The sequence below is a fragment of the uncultured Ruthenibacterium sp. genome (assembly GCF_963558415.1).
Taxonomy (GTDB): Bacteria; Bacillota; Clostridia; order Oscillospirales; family Ruminococcaceae; genus Ruthenibacterium.
Window position 1 is genome coordinate 1 of sequence record NZ_CAUWGY010000169.1, and the last position, 2,403, is coordinate 2,403.

Below are 2,403 nucleotides of genomic sequence, written 5' to 3' on the forward strand. Positions count from 1 at the left end.
CTTTTCCTTTGGTAATTAAATGAAACAATAAAGTTCCCAAGCCCGCCATTAACAGCGTTGTTGATACATCCAAACCTGTAATGATCGGAACCAACACCGTTGCTCCAAACATTGCAAATGTGTGTTGTACGCCAAGAATTAACATTTTGGGAATGCCTAGTTTACGTGCGTCATAAATTCCCTCAGTTCCTAGCGCGAGTGTTTTTTCCTCTTTTCCCATTTTCGATTCCTCCTACAAGTATGCTTCCATAAAAAACGGCCATCTTATTGTCTGACACATGGACAAATAAGATCGCCGTTAGATTTGAAACACCAAGGTTAACATCAAAAACGGAAAACAGATGCTTTCACATAACAAGTTCATTTCAACGTCCCCTTTTGATGTTTTTATTATCATACCATTCCTTCAAAGCTTCCGCAAGGATTTTTTTATCTATTTGAGCACATATAGCTGCGCATTTGCAATATTGCTTTCTTTTCTATACGAGATACATAACTCCGGCTTATTTTTAAGATATCTGCAACCTGCTGCTGTGTCAGCGCGTCATTTCCATTGAGGCCATAACGCATAATAATGATTTGTCTATCTCTTCCGGAAAGGAGATTGACCACATGATAAAGTTCCTCTACTTCTTCTTTTCTTTCATATTCATCTCTTATATCCAAAGTATCTGCCACAACATCATTCAATGTAAGGCTATTTCCCTCTCGGTCACTTTCAATTGGTTCTTGGATTGAGATATCGTTTTGACTTTTTTTTGATGCTCGAAATTGCATGAGAATTTCATTTGCAACGCAGTTCCAACGGCTCGCTTTTCGTCCAAGCATAAATCATCCTCATTATGTCCAAAGAAGTAGATGTGAAGCTGTTCTCCATCCCATATTACTTTTTTGACGAACAATCGTAAAGCATCCCGCTTTTCCTCAATGCTCAACGTTCTGAAAGCATTTCCATAATCCGATAAGTATTTCTGCATCCTTTCAATTTCTTCATTGGATATGGTTTTTAAGCAAGCCAATTCCCCCTGCTTTTTAATCTTTTCTGAAATATCCTTCTGCTCAGCTTGAAGCGCCTTAATTTGCTGTTCTATCAAACGATGCGTTTCTTCACTGCCTGTTGCTGAAATCGCTACAATCGAGTTTCCGATTCTTTTTTCAATTTCTTTTTCCTGTTTCCGAAGCGAATCAAGCTGCATCTGCACCGATTTTTCATCGTTTTGAATTTGCTTTTGAAACCTTTTCAACATTTTCAAATATCCATCATCCAAATTTCCCAGCTTCGCAATTTCCTCACACACCATTTTGTCAACCAGATTACCGCTGATCGTTTCCATTTGACAAAGCTGACCTCTGCTTTTTTCCTTAGTTTCGCAAAGGTAATTGAACACGTATTGCCCTTCTGCATTTTTTCGCTGTGTTACCTTCGGCCTCATATAATTTTCACAATCGCCGCAGAATAAAAGCCCCGATAACAGCGCCACATTGCTTCTCGGTTTCCTGAATGCCTTGGAAGCATTTTGCTGCAGGAACCGCTGTGCTTTCAGCCAATCATCTCCCGCAATTACTCCGCGATGCTTACCTACTGCGACAATCCATTCTTCCATCGGGCGTTCTTTGTTGGTGCTGCTGACGCTTTCCATTGTTTTGTTGTAGACCATCATACCGTGTTTGTTGTCAAATTGTTCGTTCTCACTGCAAATCTCTGCTCCTCTGCTTTCAAAATATTCCTTCACTTCTGGCGTTGCCTTGGCATAAACGGGATTCTTCAAAATCGCCCGTATGCCTTGAATTGAAAATTTTCTTCCGGTTTGCGTTACGATGTGGTTTTGTAAAAGGTACGTTTCCGTCTTCGTCAAGGAATTGAACCCCAAAAACTTTTGAAAGATGATTTTTACAATTTCTATCTCTTCAGGCACGATTTCTAATTTGTACGCTTTGCGAGTCTTCCCATCCAATGTATAACTTCCGATGATTTCCTTACTTTTATAACCTGTGGGACGGTTGCCGCCCAGCCAACGTCCCGAGCGTGCCAGTTGAAGCATATTGTCCCGAATACGCTGTGCAATGGTTGCGCGTTCCAGCTCTGCAAATACAATCACAATGTCCATCATGGCTTTTCCGGCCGGAGTGGTCGTGTCAAATTTCTCTGTGATCGAAACAAATTCCACCTGTTTGGCCTGCAAAGCCTTTCGAAATTCTGAAAAGTCTGCAAGACTTCTACTGACACGGTCCAACTTGTAGCAAACAATGGCTTGAATTTCGTTCTGTGCTACCAGCTTCATCATTTTTTGAAACTCCGGTCGGTTGACGTTTCCCCCGGAATAACCCTCGTCCTCGAATTCCAATACATTTTCTAGTGGAATATTGGGAAAGTTCAATTTGATATAGTCATGGCACCAGCTC

3 protein-coding genes are annotated in these 2,403 nt (G+C 41.0%); all 3 read right to left on the bottom strand.

The window, feature by feature from the left end:
* On the bottom strand, positions 1-220 hold a 220-nt coding region (locus tag AB5H98_RS13495), incomplete at its 3' end, for a solute carrier family 23 protein (RefSeq protein WP_367926396.1).
* 209 nt (positions 221-429) lie between these two features.
* Positions 430-777, bottom strand: a complete 348-nt coding sequence (locus tag AB5H98_RS13500) for a sigma-70 family RNA polymerase sigma factor (protein ID WP_367926397.1) — start codon at positions 775-777, stop codon at positions 430-432.
* On the bottom strand, positions 687-2,403 hold a 1,717-nt coding region (locus tag AB5H98_RS13505; RefSeq protein WP_367926398.1), incomplete at its 5' end, for a recombinase family protein. The genes AB5H98_RS13500 and AB5H98_RS13505, both read right to left, overlap by 91 nt.

Excerpts from the sequence above, each read along its gene's own strand:
- AB5H98_RS13500 (WP_367926397.1), bottom strand. The coding sequence starts at position 777 with ATGCAATTTCGAGCATCAAAAAAAAGTCAAAACGATATCTCAATCCAA.